Origin of the sequence: Niallia sp. FSL W8-0177 (assembly GCF_038006285.1) — a bacterium.
GTDB classification, from domain to species: Bacteria; Bacillota; Bacilli; order Bacillales; family Cytobacillaceae; genus Niallia; species Niallia circulans_A.
The window spans coordinates 2,322,389-2,339,713 of record NZ_JBBOUX010000001.1; the positions used below are offsets into that span (position 1 = coordinate 2,322,389).

Below are 17,325 nucleotides of genomic sequence, written 5' to 3' on the forward strand. Positions count from 1 at the left end.
TCTAAGCCCTCTTTTGTTTTTTTCTAGCAATGGCTGAAATTCTTTTTACAACTTCCTCTTTTGTTAAATTTATTTCTTCTAATAATGAATTTACGTCTCCATGCTCAATAAATTCATCTGGAATTCCCATGCGATCTATTACATTTGCTCCAAAACCATGGTCATGGGCATATTCGATACAATAACTTCCAAATCCGCCTTGCAGTATAGCTTCTTCAATCGTTAAAATTGGTATTTGCTTTTTCAATAAGTCAGAAAGCAATTTTTCGTCTAAAGGCTTAATGAATCTCGCATTTACCACTTTAACATGAATCCCTTGTAATTCAAGCTGGTTGGCTGCTTCCATTGCCATTTCAATCGTTGTGCCAAATGTAAGAATTGCTGCATCAGATCCTTCTCTTAATACTTCCCATGTACCAATTGGAATCGTCTTTAATGTAGAATCGAGCTCCACACCTATGCCATTTCCCCTTGGAAATCTCATTGCAATTGGGCCATCATTGTACTGTATTGCCGTATTTACCATGTGCTGCCCTTCATTTTCATCTTTAGGCATCATTAAAACTAAGTTTGGCATATGACGTAAAAACGCAATATCATAAATACCTTGATGGGTTTCCCCATCTGCTCCTACTAAGCCAGCACGATCGATGCCAATAAAGACATTTAATTTCTGACGGCAAACATCATGAAGCATCTGATCATAAGCTCTTTGTAAAAACGTCGAATAAATAGCTAAAAACGGCTTCATTTTTTGTGTGGCAAGTCCAGCTGCTAATGTTACAGCATGCTGTTCCGCTATCCCAACATCAAGCATTCGACTAGGAAATTCTTTTGCAAATGATTCCAATTTTGAGCCAACGGGCATGGCAGGAGTAACAGCAACGATTCGATCGTCTTGTCTTGCCAATTTTAACACCGTATCACTCACTAGTTTACTCCATGCCGGTGCAGTGATAGCAGGTTTTACAAAATCTCCTGTTTCTATCTTATAAGGACCTGTTCCATGCCATGTACCGATTTTATCTTTTTCGGCCGGAGAAAACCCTTTACCTTTTTTCGTAATGACATGCAGTAAAACAGGACCAGATGTTTTCTTTGCATAGTTTAGCTGTTCAAATAAGTCGTCATAATCATGACCATCAACTGGGCCTAAATACGTAAAACCTAACTCTTCAAAAAACACACCAGAAACTAACAAATATTTAAGACTATCTTTAATTCTTTCAGCAGTTGCGGCCATCTTGCCACCTACGGCAGGAATTTTCTTTAAGAGCATTTCTAGTTCATCTTTTACCCATTGATACTTCCCAGCAGTTCTTAATCTTCCTAATACTTGGTGAAGAGCGCCAACATTTGGAGCAATCGACATTTCATTATCATTTAAGATAACAATAATGTTTTTCTTTTCGTCGCCAATATGATTTAGTGCTTCAAGAGCCATCCCGCCTGTTAAAGCTCCATCCCCAATAATAGGAATGATATAGGAATCTTCCTTTTTTAAATCTCTTGCAACAGCCATTCCCATTGCAGCAGATAAGGAAGTAGAGCTATGACCTGTTTCCCATACGTCATGCTCACTTTCATTCATTTTTGGAAAACCACTTAAGCCTTTATATTGTCTAAGCGTATCAAAATCCTTTGCGCGGCCAGTTAATATTTTGTGAACATAAGATTGATGACCTACATCCCAAAGAAATTTATCTTTTGGACTATCAAAACATTTATGAAGAGCAATGGTTAATTCCACCACTCCTAAGTTCGGACCAATATGGCCGCCAGTTTGAGAAAGTCTATTAATTAAAAAGTGACGGATATCTTCACTAAGGCTATTCAGTTCCTCGTTCGATAATCCTTTTAAAAAAGCTGGATTTTCTATAGACATTAAATCCATTTGTAACAACTCACTTTCATTCAGTATATAACCAATAAAGCGATGAAAAATACTGACTAATTGGTATATCTTCCTTCCGTTTAACCATTTCATTTATCAAGATCGTATTATATATTAGAATACCTTATTTTTATCAAAAAACCTAATTTATTCGTATTATTAAATATGTATTATACCATTTCTTCACTGATAATAGTAGTAATTCTACATAGTTAGCAAACAGAGTACTTTCGCGCTTAAAAGAAGGATGCCTCAAAGCGGAACATCACTAGTGCTTTTTACAAATTATCTTTTGAAAAAGCATTAGCAATGTCAAATATTGAGACACCCTAATATGTGTTATTCGTTATTCTAAATAATATTTCCTAATATATATTTCGCTTAGTTTTATTATATACCATCTATAAAAAGCTTTTAAACCGTTTAGTAAAGATATTTTAATTATTTCTATAGCCAATTAAATCTGTAATTTCTTCTAATAGGAAACGATCAAAATTTAAACCGGAAAGAAGGTCTTTAGCCTGTTTAATATGCAGCTCTAATTCTTTTTTTGCTCCATCCATTGTTAATATTTTCGGATAGGTGCTTTTATGGTTATCCGTATCGCTGCCAATTGGCTTTCCAATCACTTCTTCATCCCCTTCTAAATCGAGAATATCGTCTCTAATTTGGAAGGCTAAGCCTAGATGATAAGCAAAACGTTTTAATGTTTCCAATTCCGTGCTAGTAGCATCTGCTAATAACGCGCCAATTATGATACTTACTTCTAACATCTTTCCTGTTTTATGTAGATGTATATGTTCAAGATCACTTTGATTTAACGTCTTGCTTTCCCCTTCAATATCAGCAACTTGTCCACCTACCATCCCTTCTGCTCCAGCTGCTTTTGCTAAAAAGCCAATACTAGCAAGAATCTTATCGGATGGGATATTCTGGTTTGTCATATATGTCATGATTTGAAAACTATATGTAAGAAGTGCATCACCTGCTAAAATAGCAGTCGCTTCTCCGTAAACTTTATGATTCGTCGGTAAGCCTCTCCGCAAGTCATCATCATCCATACTTGGTAAATCATCATGAATCAAAGAATAAGTATGAATCATTTCAATGGCAGTCGCTGGCAGCAAACCTTCAAGTGGATCTCTTCCAAATGCTTTGAGGGTAGCAAATAAAAGCAGTGGTCGGATTCTCTTCCCCCCTGCATTTAAGGAATAGAGCATGGAATCTTTTAAACTGGAAGGAGCATTAAGCTTCTCGACATTTTTCTTTAATTCTTTTTCTAGTACTTCTTTATAGTCTTTTGTAAATGCTGACAAAGAAATTTTATTCAAGTGTTATTCCTCCTCAGCGATAGAAAAAGGTTGTTTTTTGCCGTTTTCTAGCACTACTTCCGCTAATTGTTCTTCGACATTTTTTAATTTTTCATGACAGTATTTAGAAAGCTCCATTCCTTTTTTATACGTGTTGATAGCCTCTTCTAAAGGAACGTCTCCTTCTTCTAGTTTTTCAACGATTCGTTCTAATTCTTCCATCGCTTCTTCAAAGGTTGGCTTATTTTCTCGATTAGTTGCCATGTTTATCTCTCCTTTATCTCCATAATTTCTGCCTGTACCGTACCATCGGCCAAGTTTAATTCAATATGCTCCTTAGGCTTAACTTGCTTTATACTGGCTATTAATTTCCCATTTTGATCATATGCTACATTGTAGCCTCTTTCCATTATCTTCAACGGACTTAATGCATCCATCTTTCCTATTGTCGAAAGAAAAGACTGCTTTTTAGTTTGAAGAATTAGCTCCGTATTACGAATCATATTTTTTTGTAAATTAGCCAAATCTTGTTGTGCCTTCATCACATATTGATGTGGGTGATTTCTTACTAGCTGCTTTTGTATTAATTGATGCTGATTATTCTTTTGCTCAAAAACTCTTTGTACATTTCGTATTAATAATTCTGTCTGTTTGTCTAATTGCTCCATTTTTTGATCGTATAAAACCTTAGGATAACGAAAAGCATAGGAACGTTGAATTCTATTTAAACGTAACTTTTGCAATTCTACTTTTTCTTTTATCCCTCTTATTAAACGGCTTTGTCTAGAATAAATTCGTTCAACTAGCTCATCGATATGAGGAACAGCAAGCTCTGCTGCACCAGTTGGTGTCGGTGCACGCATATCTGCAACGAAATCTGCAATGGTAAAGTCTGTTTCGTGACCGACAGCAGAAATAATGGGAATTCTGGAAGTAAAAATGGCTCTGGCAACGATTTCTTCATTAAAAGCCCATAATTCTTCAATGGAACCGCCGCCCCTGCCTACTATGAGGACATCAATTGCAGGAGACTCCTGTTCATTCGCCCGTTGAATTGCCTTTACAATAGAAGGAGCCGCTGCTTCACCTTGTACTAACGCAGGATAGATTTGGATGTTTGCAATAGGGTAGCGTCTTTTAATGGTTGTAATAATGTCTCTAATCGCAGCTCCGGTCGGTGAGGTAATAACACCAATGGTTTTCGGATATTTAGGGATTGCCTGTTTATGGTCTGCAAGAAACAATCCTTCTTGTTCCAATTTAGCTTTCAACTGTTCATAAGCAAGATAGAGCTGACCAATGCCATCTGGCTGCATATCCACCACATACATTTGATATTGCCCGCTTGATTCATAAACGGTAACACTTGCTTTAATCAGCACTTTCATCCCATTTTCAGGCGTAAACTTCATTTGCTGATTATTCCGGGCAAACATAACTGCTAAAATTCTGGCTTTCTCGTCTTTTAAGGTGAAATACATATGCCCACTTGAATGTTGCTTAAAATTGGATATTTCGCCTTTTACCATGACTTGCTGTAAATGAGGATCTGCATCAAATTTTCTTTTTATGTATTTCGTCAAAGCATGTACCGTTAAATACCGTGATTCCATTTATAAAAACTCCTTATACAGGATGGAAAAAGGGGTGTAGTATCGTACACCACATCCCTTAATCATTCATGTTTATAGGTTATAGAAGGAAACAATTTAGGATGATAACAAATCATATTTGCTGATATTCCAAAATAGATTTACATTGTCCACTAATCAGTCTTTTTCATCAAACCAACGTTTCTCTTAATATTACTGATTTTCTTTTATCTTTGATAATAATCCATTAACAAATCTACCAGATTGATCATCACCATAAAGTTTGGCAATCTCAACAGCTTCATCAATCGCAACATTTACAGGTACATCATCTGCTTGTCCATAAATCATTTCATATGTGGCAAGACGTAGAATGTTTCGGTCTACATTTGCAATTCTTTCTAACGTCCAATTTTCTAAATATTGCTTTATGGTTTCATCAATAGAAACTTGATTATTTAATACCCCATCCACTAATTTTGTAAGGTAGGGATCAGATTTTTCTCCTTCTAATACATGCTCTATTGCTGTTTCTTTGTCTATATCACTAATATCAATTTGAAATAGTGCCTGTAAGGCCTTTTCTCTGGCAGTTCTTCTCTTCATTATTTAAGCTCCTTTAAAATCCTTCCATAGGTTTAAGACAACCTATTTATCTATGCTACATGAATAATAGCATAAATAAAAACAAAACTCTATCTTACAAGAAAAAAACCTATAATTAGTTTACTATTCTGGTCATTCTCACAAAAACAAAGACTGTCCATAGAAAAAACTTATAGCAACTAAGAGGAATACCTATTAGTTGCTATTTTGTTCTTTCCAGTTCAGCCTTTGTTATTTAAAGTCACTCTATGCTAATTTTAGGGCGTATTATTCCTTACATTTCTTGCTGTAATTCAGGTTCTTGTTTTGCTGTTTCGAACTGAACACCAACAATATGAATATTTACTTCCTCTGTTTCCAAGCCAGTCATATTGATTAACGTTTGACGAATGTTATCTTGAATTTGCTGAGCAACATGCGGAATAGATACACCAAAATTCATTACACAAAATACTTCCACTTTTATTCCTTCTTCACTGAGGTCGACTTTTATACCTTTGTTATGGAGCTTTTTCCCGAACTTTTCCACAACACCAGATGCAAAATTGCTTCTCATTTGTGCAACACCTTCTACTTCAGAAGCAGCAATACTTGCGATAACCTCAATTACTTCAGGAGCAATTTCTACTTTTCCTAGACCAGTATACTCTTGGTTCATTTCTAAACTTGTTGTTTCGCTCATTACCTATTCCTCCTTTTAATCTTCTGATTTCATTAAATCATACATTTCTAAAAACTTTGTGTTGAAGTTGCCTGCCACAAACTTTTCATGATTAAGGAGATTTAAGTGAAACGGAATCGTCGTATCGACACCTTCGATTACAAATTCACTCAGTGCTCGTTTCATGCGGGAAATAGCTTCTTGTCTAGTAGATCCATAGGCAATCACTTTCGCAATCATACTATCATAGTACGGAGGGATCGTGTAACCAGGATAAGCAGCTGAATCAATACGTACTCCTAAACCACCTGGCGGTAAATACATCTTAATTTTCCCTGGTGAAGGCATGAAATTTTTCGCAGGATTTTCTGCATTGATACGGCATTCAATTGCCCAGCCAGTAAATGTAACATCCTTTTGATTATGTTCAAGAGGTTTACCTGATGCAACTAGTATTTGTTCTTTAATTAAATCAATACCTGTTACCATTTCTGTTACTGGGTGTTCTACTTGAATACGAGTATTCATTTCCATGAAGTAAAATGCTTGATTCTGATAATCAAAGATAAATTCAACAGTTCCTGCACCTGTATAATTTACTGCAGCTGCAGCTTTTACAGCAGCATCTCCCATTTTCGCCCGCATTTCTTCAGTTAATACTGGAGATGGTGTTTCTTCCAACAGCTTCTGTAATCTTCGCTGAATCGAGCAATCTCTTTCGCCCAAGTGAATGACATTCCCATAATTATCAGCAAGCACTTGTACCTCAACATGGCGGAAGTCCTCGATATATTTTTCTAAATATACACCTGCATTTCCAAACGCCGTTAATGCTTCTTGCTGGGTAATGTTAATCCCCTTAATCAACTCTTCTTCTGTTTTGGCTACACGGATACCTTTACCACCGCCACCTGCTGTAGCTTTAATAATTACTGGATATCCTATTTCTTTTGCTAATTCCATTCCCTCTTCTACATCTTTAATAATGCCTTGGGAACCAGGTACAATTGGCACACCTGCCTGACGCATTGTTTCTCTTGCAACATCTTTTGTCCCCATTTTATTAATAGCCTCTGGACTAGGTCCTACAAACGTGATTTTGCAATCTCTGCAAAGTTCTGCAAAGTCAGCGTTCTCTGCTAAAAAACCATATCCAGGATGGATAGCATCACATCCTGTTAAAGTTGCTACACTAATTATGTTTGTAAAGTTTAAATAACTGTCTTTTGAAGCTTTTGGTCCAACACAATATGCTTCATCTGCGATTTGGACATGTAAAGCCTCACGATCTGCTTCTGAGTATATAGCTACCGTTTGAATATCCAGCTCCCGACAAGCTCTGATAATACGAACAGCTATTTCTCCTCTATTTGCGATTAATAGTTTTTTTATCATGGATTAACCCCTCTTTGTTACGCCTTTACTAGGAATAATGGTTCCCCGTACTCAACAAGTTCTCCATCTTTTACAAGGATTTCTACAATTTCGCCATCTACTTCTGCTGTAATTTCGTTAAATAGCTTCATCGCTTCTACGATACAAACAACAGAATCCTTTGTAACCTTATCCCCCACTTTTACAAATGAAGGAGAGTCTGGAGAGGCTGATTGATAAAAAGTTCCTACCATTGGAGAAGTAATTTTATGTAAGTTATCATCACTTGATTTAACAGGTGTGTCTGCAACTACACTTTCTACTGCTACCTCTTTTGTTGCTTTGGCTTCTTGTTGTTGAATGGTTTTTGTCACAACTGGAGCTTGTGCTACTATTTCCCCAACGTTCTTTTGAATTTCAACTTTCACACCATCTTGTTCATATAAAAAATTGCTAATAGTCGATTCATCTATTAATTTTATTAGTTCTTTTATTTCTGAAATCTTTAACATATAATTGCACCCCTTAAATCATTCTATTAGGACTAGATACTAATATCATACGATAAGACCTTATGATAATTCAATATGCATCTTTAAAACATGACTTTTTTGCTACTAAATCTTTTTTCAAATTTTTCTCAGAAAGCTAAATCTGTAGGAAATCATCTCTCTTTCTACCTACTTATCATACCACTATCTTTTTAAAATAACTAATTAAAGCTGACCAATTATCCGAAATCGCTTACTATTATATTTACTTTAAAAAAAGAGCAAAAATTAATTATCGTGAGGAGGAAAGCTTCTGAAAGAATATCGGAAGTTTTCCCCTCATAACCGTCGTTTTAAAATTCCATGCTATTTTCTTAAATGAGACTGCTGCTCTTCGAATTATCTAATTTCACTTTCAAATACGCTTAACTGAACTTCTCCAAAGAGATAAGATATGTTGAGGAGAAAGCTTCATTATCTTCCTGCTACTCGTGCTGATCTATTTAAAAAACTGTAGTCACTTACTAGCAGTGATCTACAGTTTTAAACGTACTATTCGCTTTTCCCCTCTTCTTGTCCTTGCTGCTTCAATCTCTATTTATTTCGGATCAATTTTTACCGCAACATTTGCATTTGGTGCATCCATATTTTTGCGGACAAGCTGAACGATTTCATTGGCAGCATCTGCGGAAAGTTCTTCTGCTTTCACTGTTACTTTTACTGTGCCATCATCAGCAGTCTGAACAAGTACATCATCATAGTTTTCTGCTTTAATAAGGCTTTCCATTATCTTTTCATTATCTGTCATTTCTTGAAGTTCATTGATTTTTTCAGTAGCTTCATTTTTTTCTTCTGCTGTTTTATCTTTAGATCCTTGAATGCTTACTAACTCTTCTTTCATTTTGTCACGTTGTTCCATTAAATCTAGGCGCATTTGTTCAAATACTGCTTCAGAATCTGTAGTAGTAACTGTGCTTTCTCCTTTGCTATCTTTGGCTGCTTCTTTTGCTTCTTCTGCATCATTGCCCTTTGCTTTATTATTATCTTCCTCTGTTGCTGCAAATTCATTTAATCGGGATTCCGGTGAAGTAATATAGTATACCGACAACACAACTACCAAGCTTAACATTGTTAACAACCATACCGTTTGCTTTTTTAATAACATCTATTCTTCCCCCTTAGTTTTGTTTAGGTTGTACAGAAACTCTATGACTAGGAACATCCAGCGCCCGAGTAACTGCTTCAACAATCATTGTTTTTACTTTTATATCTCCAGCTCCTTTTGCAACAACGAGAACTCCGGCTATTTTAGGTTTCATCGTCTCCACTACAATCGGAACTTGTTTATCTCCATTTGGTACTAATACAACTGTTTCTTCATTCGATGTTTCTTCCACATTTCGATTACCTCCCTGTGTATCCTTTTCTTCTGTTTTCTGGATCGTTTGGGATTGGTTTTTTTCATATACTTTCTTTTCTGATCCCTCTATATTTACATAGACAATTGCATCCTTAACCCCTGCTATCGCTGATATTGCTTCTTTAATTTCTTTTTTATATTGTTCTTCATAATCAGCAATAGTTAAATTACTACTATTGGCTTTTTGCCCAAATGTCTCCTCCGCCTCTTCAGAAGAAGCTTCATTATTATAAGCAGCGACTTCTTGAGCTTTATTATTGTCTTTAAAGAACATATTGCTTAACAGCATAATGGCGACTCCAAATAATACAACGATGACAATATAAGTGGTTTTCCCCTGTTTTTTTTCGTTTCCGTCATTTGACAGAATATTTTTCAACCAGCTTAATGGCCCTTTGTCCTTTTTATCCATTTTTCCCCTCCTCCCCTCCTTCGTACATAATTACAATTGCATCATTTCGCACTTCCCACTTTTCAGAAAGAAAGGAAATAATACTTTCTGTGTCCATTTGTTTTGTTTCCTTTTTATCAAGAAGAGGTTGCTGTGTATCAATTCGAACAGGGCTTACAGCTTCCACAACATTATTGGGATCCTGGCTTTCCTTCATATGAATAACCATTTCAGTTAGATTTGCAGGAAAGCCACCCTCCTTTTCTTTGTCAATTGATAATTGAATTGAATTAATCTCCATTCCGTAATTTGCTATCAACTCCTCATTTGCATCCTCTTTTAATTGGACAGCCATTTTATTTAATGTATATTCATCAAGTGAGGCTTGTATTTCTCTTTTTTTTAATTCAATGGAATTATTCATATTTTTTTGTTCAGGTTCACCCATTGCACTAGCTGAAAACACGGCTTCAAAGTCACTGGATATCAGCTTAAATACAGGTGTTAAAATGACGGTTATTAGGAGCAGGCCTGCGACCATCTTTGCATATTTCTGAAAAGTAGAGTTAGGCAATAGCATATCCACAACCGTTGCTAACAGTATAAAGAGAATAATATTTGTTACCCATTCTGTAATAAAATTCATTCTTTCGCCCCCTTTTTACCTAACCATCATCGTCAGATTACTGGCAACAATGATCACTGTAATGCTTAGAAAAAACATTAGGGATACAATTGCAAGTGCCGCAAAGACATAAATGACACTTTTACTAATAACATCTAAACATTTAATAACTGGCCCGCCGCCAATTGGCTGGAGAATGGCTGCTGCAAATTTATAGATAAAGGAAATCATTAAAATTTTTATGGCAGGAAATGCTACGAGAAGAAGGAGAATAACAACTCCTGCGATTCCAACCGTGTTTTTTAATAATAATGAAGCATTAATGACCGTATCTGTTGCATCGGTAAACATCCGTCCAATCACCGGGATGAAATTACCAGTTACAAACTTAGCTGTTTTAATTGTAATTCCATCTGTGATTGCAGATGATGCTCCTTGCACAGAAATTACTCCTAAGAAGATTGTTAAGAAAATACCCAAAATCCCAATGCTAATATTACGCAGCAAATTGGCGAGCTGAGTAACTTTATATTGCTCGGACAAACTGCTGACAACATGAAGCAGGGTTGATAAGAATAATAGGGGCAGCACAATATATTCAATTAACATACCGCTTGTATTCATCAAAAATAAGATAACCGGATGAAAGAAGGCAGCAGATATGGCGCCGCCAGAGGCTGCCATAAGGGCAAGCAATAACGGGACAAAGGCTAATATAAAATGGGTCATTTTCGAAATAGCATCACTTGCATAAGTGATAGCAACATGGAAGCTATTTAATGCAAGAATTATTAAAACCATAAAGACAATCGCGTATGCTACCTTACTGATGGAGCTTTTCTCAAATGAATTCTGAAGCATTTGAAGCATGACACTAAAAATAGTCAGTAGAATTAACGAACCTAATAATTTGCCATTTACAATAATCTCGTGGAAAGCAAATTGAAGTATCCCATGGAAGAAGCCTTGTAAATCAAAGCTTTTATCCCCTGTCATAAAATCATAGAGACTGCCTTTTTGACTTTCTGGCAAAAATCCACCATACTCTGTTTTGATGGAATCCCAAAAAGTTGTTAATTCATTAAGATCCAGAGATTCTAGTTGAGATTCAACTATTTTTGTGGGGTCCATTCCTTCTTCCTTTATTTCTTCTGCTGCTTCTGCTTCTTGTGAGTCTTGTGATTCATGAGGTGAGGCTTGTACAATCGGTTGATATAGAAAAAAGAGAGCTGCCATAACGAGTAGGACGACTTTCAACTTTGTTTTCAATTTTTTCACCTCGAAATAAGCGGTTTCCTAAGTTAATTGGGAATCATATTTAAAATAGTTTCTACTAAGACGGTTAAAATCGGAACAGCCATTGCCAATATCAATATCTTCCCTGCTAGTTCAATCTTAGATGCTATCGATCCTTGTCCAGCATCTTTTGTAATTTGCACAGCAAATTCTGCAATATAGGCAATACCAATTATTTTTAGAATCGTTTCGACATAAACGGTATTTACTTTTGCATTCAATGCTATCCTTTCCACCATTTGAATGATTGCAGCTATTTGGTCTACAAGAAAAAGAAAGATGGCACACCCGACAAAAACAACTAATAAAAAGGCGATATTTGGCTTTTGTTCTTTTACAACAAGTGCTAAAAATGTGGAAACAAGTGCAATTCCAACTATTTGAAGAATTTCAATGATGATATCCTCCCTTACCCTTGGAATAAAAATACTGCTTTGATTTTCTGGAATAAGTCATTTACAATATTCGCTACCATAAATAGAATGTAAATAAATCCAAATAATGTGACCCACTGTGCATATTCTTTTTTGCCGACTTGGTCGAGGATTGTGTGTAAAAAAGCAACAACGATTCCAACACCAGCGATTTTGAATATAATATCGACCTCTAAACCCATAAAAGTCTCCTCCTAAACTACATCAATAAAATGACAATCAGCAGACCCGAAAGAAATCCTAAGCTCCTTATCATTTTTTCATATTTCCCTTGTATTTCCCTTGCTTCCTCTTCTTCTCTTTCCAGATGGGTAAGTGTTAACATGATCTGCTTCTGCTGAGAAAAACGATCATGCCTTCCTAATGTTTCTCCAAATTGTTTCATAATTTCTAATTCTGAATCCTTCATCGCTGTTTTTTTCCAAATCTCATGCAAAGAGGCTGTCCATGCCTCTTTCACCGTTGTATCCTCTTTAAGCAAGCGTTCTGCAAAACCGGCAAAAAAGGAACGTAATGGTTCATTTAATTGTTCAGCTAAGCGTCTGCTTGCTTCATGCAAGGGGGTATGTCCATACATAATCTCCGCTTCCAAAGATTGCAGGGCAGATTTTAATGCGCGTATTTGCTTCGGTCTTTGACTTAATAGCTTGGAAAATTCCATTCCACCCCAGCTTGTAGAAGCAAGGATCAAGATTGCCCCAATTATTTTAATCATTTATTTCACCTTCATTTCATCCATCAATAACTGGCCTTGTCCATTTTTTATCGCTGTTACAGTCCCAGGACCTTTCCTTCTATTTAATTCAATATATCGTTCGAATATGCCCATTTTTATCATGCTAGAAAGCATTGGTCGTTTTTTTACTTCTTCCAAGCTTGAACCATGTGTAGTCATTATTAATTGAATACCTGCATTGACTGCTTCTAGTATTGCTTCTTCATCCTCTTTCCGACCAACCTCATCCACTATGAGGACGTCTGGACTCATGGAGCGAATCATCATCATCATTCCTTCTGCTTTTGGACAAGCATCCAGTACATCTACACGAGGACCAAATGTCATTTGTGGAATACCATCCAAGCATCCGGCAATTTCAGACCGCTCATCCACAATTCCTACTTTTGCTGGTTTTATTAAAGAATTATCCGCATCCGAAGAAATCAATCTAGCAATATCTCTCAATAAAGTCGTTTTCCCGGTCTGTGGAGGACCAATAATCATCGTATGACGCCATTTCCCTTTATCATATAAATAAGGAATAAATGGATTTGCTATGCCAATTTGCTCCTTTGCAATTCGAATATTAAAAGATGCTACGTCCCTTATTGCCTTAACTTTGCTATCTTGTAAAATGACCTTGCCTGCTAGGCCAATCCGATGTCCACCTTGAACCGTGATATATCCTCTTTTCAATTCTTCTTCCATTGTATAAACGGAATACTGACTGATTTTATTCAATAATTGGTTTCCATCCTCTTTCGAAACAATAAACGGAAAAAAGATAGACCGTCCATTTATAAATACTTCTAAAGGTCTACCTATGCGTACTCGAATCTCTTCCATCCCTAATCTTTCTGATGGAGGGATTGTGAGGATAAGATTTTCGATTGCTTTAGGCAAAAAAGAATAGATAGTATTCACAATAGTTCCTCCTTAATGAAATTTCCTAGTTTAGATTGGCTGCTTTGTAATGACATATATAGGATGACTTATTAAAATGTATGCTTGTCTTCATTTTTTATGCCATCTCCCCATTAATTCAGCTATTTTTTCTGATTGTTTTTAGGAGAATGGTTGAGGTACAAGTATTCGAAGGTTGTTTTTTCAGGCAAAAAAATATGGGAGTGGGACATAAGTATTTCAACCAAATCTAACCCCGAACAATTATACGTACACACTAAAAAAAATTCGTATAATTGTTTGTGTTTTTTTATTATTTTAAGAAAGAAGGTATGTGGTAATCACCCGCAGCCTGAATACACTTCGCTTTCCATGGGGCGAGCGCCAAGCCTCCTCATTCCTGCGGGGTCTTGGACTTTCTCGCAGCTCCCATAGGAGTCTCCGTGTATTCAGGCTGCTCCATTTATTTTCTTTTGAAAAAAATGTTGGAACGAAAATACTCTTTAAAAACGGAGTGAAATGGAGTGGAAGACACTCAACTCCTGCGGGAAATAGAGCAAAGCCTAAGACCCCACAGGCTTGCCGAGGAGGCTTAGGTTGCTCCCCGCGGAAAGGGAGTGTCTGTAACGCAATGGAACGAATTGGATTCACCACTAAATTAGATTGTTCGTCTTTATCCATTATTTATTTTGTTTTGTCCCACCCTCATCTTATTTCATTAAGGAAAAGATAATTTAATTTATGTTCATCTTACCAGTGGACTTGAAGCTTATTACCATTTGGGTCATAAAAATGGAAAAAGAAGTGACCATTGTCTTCCTTTATATCCTCTACCTTAACTTGATTGTCCATTAAGTGTTGATGAAACTCAGATAACTGTGGACTTGTAAAGCCAATGCTAAATTCTTCTTCATTATCAATTGTAAAATGTGCAAATGTTTCATCGTTGGTAGGAACTAAGATAAGTAAGAAAGGTCCTTCATTTACTTTTAAAATAGCAAGTTCCCCCGTATTGTTTAGTAACTGGAGCCCTAATACATCTCTATACCATCTTGCAGACAGTTCTAAATCTTTTACAGGAATTCTAATATAATGTACTTGTTCAATAAATGATTTACTCATAATCTTCTCTCCCTTTTTTTACTCCGATAAACTAAATAATTCCCTTTCTACCTACGTTTCTCCTTCTGATTATTGCAGTTTATCCCTACCTTGCAAGGAATTTCAGCTGATTTCCCAAGAGTAGACTCTCTTTATCATACATTCTGCCATTTATGCATTCTTTGGGAAAGAACGTCTATCCTAACCTCCACTACATACAAAAATCTGCTGACTTCAAACAATTGAGTTATACATGGTTAAAAAACCACTTTTTTTCAAAAGCTATACCTAATAAAAAAACCAAAAGTAGGGAGGGAAAAAGACATGAAAAAACTGCTTCTCGTCTTTATTTCCATCAGTCTAAGTTTTGTTCTTGTTCTTTCCATGCAACCAAGAACAGAAAAGCCTGCTTTCAGTAAGGAACAAAAGAGGAAACCAAAGAATGTTATCTTGCTCATCGGCGATGGTATGGGAGTTGGACAAATGGAGATTGCTCGATTATTTGAACATGGAGCAAATGGGAGACTTTTTATAGAAACGCTTCCCCATACCGCCATTGTTCATACTTCATCTAGCAATAATCGGGTAACAGACTCTGCTGCCGGAGGGACAGCTCTTGCCATTGGAAGGAAAACAAATAATGGAATGATTGGTATTACAGCAGAAGGAAAAAATGTAGATAGTATTTTAGACAAATTTAAAAGAGATGGAAAAAAAACGGCCATCATCACAACAAATTCTGTTACAGATGCCACACCTGCCAGCTTTACCGCAAGCGTCAATAATAGATGGGCTGATCAGGAGGAAATTGCTAAACAACAATTGAGTAATAAGGTGGATATTATCATGGGAGGAGGCAAAAAATATTTTACTCATAAGGATAAACGGGGAACAGATCTTATAGATGCTTATAAAAAAGCTGGATATGATTTTCTAACAACTGCTGAGGAATTAGAAAAAACGAAGTCCCAAAAATGGCTTGGATTATTCGGTGATGCTCATTTGAATTTTCAACTTGATAGAAGTCATATCAAAACAACCGAACCAACATTGGAGGAAATGACGAAAAAGGCATTAGACGTGCTATCAAGTGAACAAAAAGGATTTTTTGCAATGATTGAAGGAGGTCGAATAGATCACGCCTCACATGCTTCTGATATAACTGGTATATGGAAAGAAACAGTTGCATTTGATGAAGTGGTTAAGTACTGTGTGGAATGGGCGAAGAAAAGAAACGATACATTGGTTGTTGTTGCAGCAGATCACGAAACAATGGGCATATCTGCTACAGAAGCGTTAGATATTAGTGGTTTAAAAAAGGTTTCAGCGTCCCCTCATTATATGGCTCAGCAATTAATAAAGAAAAAAACAAATAATGGCTATACGGCAAAAAGCATAAAGAAAGTTTTTAAAGACTATGCTGGAATAGACCTCAGGAAAGATGAGCTGCTTCAGCTGCAAATAAATCCGAAAGTAAATAACGGACAAGTATATCGAGAACAACAAATGGACTGGAAAATTGGCACTATTATCGCGAACCATTATCATGCAGGAATTGTAGATCCACTCACCCAGCAGCTTAGTTCAACAGGCGGCCATACAAGCAATATGATTGTTGTATTTGCAGTTGGGACAGGAGCAGAAGAATTTCATGGTGTTTTAGATAACACCGATATCCCTAGAAAAATTGCTGCGATTATGGGATATGCCTTCTAAGAAATAAAAAGGGAAAGTCCAACCAATTATAAGCACTTCATCATATGCTATCATGAGGTGATATGATATGTTTTCTAAACCAACTTCCGTGACATATATATCAAACGAATTTCGTGCAACTGGTAAAAACATGCACTTTGGGATAGATTTTGCCCACAATGGCGTCAATGCAATTAAAGCTTGTGCTGACGGGATTGTCAGCAGATCCTATTACTCGGCGAGTTACGGAGAATGCATTATGATTCTTCATAAAATATCTGGACAAGAATATGAAACAGTGTATGCGCATTTGAAAAGAGGATCTCGAAAAGTGAAGGTTGGCGATTATGTAAAAAAAGGACAAGTTATTGGCATTATGGGGAGTACAGGAGAATCAACAGGTCAGCATTTGCACTTTGAATTACACATTGGTCGTTGGAATATCAATAAATCTAACGCAGTCAATCCATTACCATATTTCGAATCAGATTCTAATACAACCCCCTCACGTAATACAGAATATATTGTAAAAAAAGGAGATACCCTGTATCAAATTAGCAGAAAGTATGAGACAACAATTAAAGTTCTACGTGCTTTTAACCAGATAGAAAACCAAGATATCATCAATGTCGGACAAAAAATTAAAATACCATCCCAAAAGGCTGTCTATTATGTGGTGAAAAAAGGAGATACAGTCAGCCGAATAGCAAAAAATTTTCATACAAGTGCGGGAAAAATAAAGGAATGGAATCAATTGAAAAATGTAGACAAAATTTACCCTGGCCAAAAACTAAGAGTAGGATAATTTATATTT

General features: G+C 36.2%; 19 protein-coding genes. 2 read left to right on the forward strand and 17 right to left on the reverse strand.

Annotation, left to right across the window (positions count from 1 at the left end):
- Window position 1: 1 nt before the first annotated feature.
- From dxs to NST77_RS11595, 17 genes are all read right to left on the reverse strand, one after another.
- Entirely contained in the window at window positions 2-1,894 is a 1,893-nt protein-coding gene (dxs, locus tag NST77_RS11515; protein ID WP_341123747.1) for a 1-deoxy-D-xylulose-5-phosphate synthase, read from the reverse strand.
- 437 nt (window positions 1,895-2,331) lie between these two features.
- The gene (locus tag NST77_RS11520) at window positions 2,332-3,225 is read right to left on the reverse strand and encodes a polyprenyl synthetase family protein (protein ID WP_341122986.1); all 894 of its coding nucleotides are present in this window, start codon (window positions 3,223-3,225) and stop codon (window positions 2,332-2,334) included.
- Between the two features lie 3 nt (window positions 3,226-3,228).
- On the reverse strand, window positions 3,229-3,468 hold the full coding sequence (xseB, locus tag NST77_RS11525) for an exodeoxyribonuclease VII small subunit (RefSeq protein WP_047941124.1): 240 nt from the start codon (window positions 3,466-3,468) through the stop codon (window positions 3,229-3,231).
- A 2-nt stretch (window positions 3,469-3,470) separates the two neighbouring features.
- Window positions 3,471-4,817 carry an exodeoxyribonuclease VII large subunit gene (gene xseA, locus NST77_RS11530; RefSeq protein WP_095332857.1) on the reverse strand — a complete coding sequence of 449 codons (1,347 nt, stop codon included), beginning with the start codon at window positions 4,815-4,817 and terminating at the stop codon, window positions 3,471-3,473.
- Window positions 4,818-5,009: 192 nt separating this feature from the next.
- A complete protein-coding gene (nusB, locus tag NST77_RS11535) occupies window positions 5,010-5,402 on the reverse strand; it encodes a transcription antitermination factor NusB (RefSeq protein ID WP_047941126.1) in 393 nt (130 codons plus the stop codon).
- A gap of 274 nt (window positions 5,403-5,676) precedes the next feature.
- Window positions 5,677-6,084 carry an Asp23/Gls24 family envelope stress response protein gene (locus NST77_RS11540; protein ID WP_095332855.1) on the reverse strand — a complete coding sequence of 136 codons (408 nt, stop codon included), beginning with the start codon at window positions 6,082-6,084 and terminating at the stop codon, window positions 5,677-5,679.
- Between the two features lie 15 nt (window positions 6,085-6,099).
- Window positions 6,100-7,458 (reverse strand): acetyl-CoA carboxylase biotin carboxylase subunit, encoded by a 1,359-nt coding sequence (gene accC / locus NST77_RS11545; protein ID WP_047941128.1) that lies wholly within the window; start codon window positions 7,456-7,458, stop codon window positions 6,100-6,102.
- Window positions 7,459-7,475: 17 nt separating this feature from the next.
- Complete coding sequence (gene accB, locus NST77_RS11550) at window positions 7,476-7,949, reverse strand: acetyl-CoA carboxylase biotin carboxyl carrier protein (RefSeq protein WP_095332853.1); 474 nt, start codon at window positions 7,947-7,949, stop codon at window positions 7,476-7,478.
- A gap of 577 nt (window positions 7,950-8,526) precedes the next feature.
- Window positions 8,527-9,093 (reverse strand): SpoIIIAH-like family protein, encoded by a 567-nt coding sequence (locus tag NST77_RS11555; protein WP_341122987.1) that lies wholly within the window; start codon window positions 9,091-9,093, stop codon window positions 8,527-8,529.
- A 13-nt stretch (window positions 9,094-9,106) separates the two neighbouring features.
- Window positions 9,107-9,760, reverse strand: a complete 654-nt coding sequence (spoIIIAG, locus tag NST77_RS11560) for a stage III sporulation protein AG (RefSeq protein WP_123257908.1) — start codon at window positions 9,758-9,760, stop codon at window positions 9,107-9,109.
- Window positions 9,753-10,385: a stage III sporulation protein AF gene (gene spoIIIAF / locus NST77_RS11565; protein WP_123257909.1), complete on the reverse strand. Its 633-nt coding sequence runs from the start codon at window positions 10,383-10,385 to the stop codon at window positions 9,753-9,755. The genes spoIIIAG and spoIIIAF overlap by 8 nt, the downstream gene beginning before the upstream one ends.
- Window positions 10,386-10,400: 15 nt before the next feature.
- Entirely contained in the window at window positions 10,401-11,633 is a 1,233-nt protein-coding gene (gene spoIIIAE, locus NST77_RS11570; RefSeq protein WP_095332845.1) for a stage III sporulation protein AE, read from the reverse strand.
- A gap of 32 nt (window positions 11,634-11,665) precedes the next feature.
- Window positions 11,666-12,061, reverse strand: coding sequence for a stage III sporulation protein AD (spoIIIAD, locus tag NST77_RS11575; RefSeq protein ID WP_047941134.1), 396 nt, complete (start codon window positions 12,059-12,061; stop codon window positions 11,666-11,668).
- Window positions 12,062-12,069: 8 nt separating this feature from the next.
- Window positions 12,070-12,276: a stage III sporulation protein AC gene (gene spoIIIAC / locus NST77_RS11580; protein WP_016204918.1), complete on the reverse strand. Its 207-nt coding sequence runs from the start codon at window positions 12,274-12,276 to the stop codon at window positions 12,070-12,072.
- Window positions 12,277-12,293: 17 nt separating this feature from the next.
- Window positions 12,294-12,809 carry a stage III sporulation protein SpoIIIAB gene (gene spoIIIAB / locus NST77_RS11585; RefSeq protein WP_163186043.1) on the reverse strand — a complete coding sequence of 172 codons (516 nt, stop codon included), beginning with the start codon at window positions 12,807-12,809 and terminating at the stop codon, window positions 12,294-12,296.
- Window positions 12,810-13,736: a stage III sporulation protein AA gene (gene spoIIIAA, locus NST77_RS11590; RefSeq protein WP_095332841.1), complete on the reverse strand. Its 927-nt coding sequence runs from the start codon at window positions 13,734-13,736 to the stop codon at window positions 12,810-12,812. It abuts the gene before it with no gap.
- Between the two features lie 729 nt (window positions 13,737-14,465).
- Entirely contained in the window at window positions 14,466-14,837 is a 372-nt protein-coding gene (locus NST77_RS11595) for a VOC family protein (protein WP_123257911.1), read from the reverse strand.
- A gap of 303 nt (window positions 14,838-15,140) precedes the next feature.
- On the opposite strand from NST77_RS11595, the gene NST77_RS11600 reads away from it, so the two are divergent.
- Window positions 15,141-16,532 (forward strand): alkaline phosphatase, encoded by a 1,392-nt coding sequence (locus tag NST77_RS11600; RefSeq protein ID WP_341122988.1) that lies wholly within the window; start codon window positions 15,141-15,143, stop codon window positions 16,530-16,532.
- 67 nt (window positions 16,533-16,599) lie between these two features.
- A complete protein-coding gene (locus NST77_RS11605; protein WP_341122989.1) occupies window positions 16,600-17,316 on the forward strand; it encodes a LysM peptidoglycan-binding domain-containing protein in 717 nt (238 codons plus the stop codon).
- Window positions 17,317-17,325: the final 9 nt, after the last annotated feature.